The organism is Pseudoalteromonas phenolica (assembly GCF_005886345.1).
Taxonomy (GTDB): domain Bacteria; phylum Pseudomonadota; class Gammaproteobacteria; order Enterobacterales; family Alteromonadaceae; genus Pseudoalteromonas; species Pseudoalteromonas phenolica_A.
Genome location: NZ_PNEC01000125.1, coordinates 1 through 235 on the forward strand (window position 1 = coordinate 1; position 235 = coordinate 235).

Genomic DNA, 235 nt, shown 5'->3' on the forward strand with positions numbered 1-235 from the left:
CTTTATTGCTTTTTTCTGCGGTTTTAATTTTTTGCCTCGCTATAAAATCATTGCGATGCTGGTCATCATAGCGTTGGTATTGCTAACGGCTAAATTTATCGCGACCCAGCAAACGGTTTATTTCTTGATGCCTGCACTGTGTGTGGCGTGTGGACTCTTTATTTTTGGTTGGATGTCACACCGAGAGCGAGTACATCAGGAGTTGCAGAGGCAAAGTGAAGAGGAAATTAAGCGA

The 235-nt window shown here is 43.0% G+C and carries 1 pseudogene; it reads left to right on the top strand.

The annotated features are described in order from the left end of the window. Nucleotides 1-31 precede the first annotated feature (31 nt). Nucleotides 32-235, top strand: a pseudogene (locus CWB72_RS20790) (sensor histidine kinase); the annotation flags it as partial.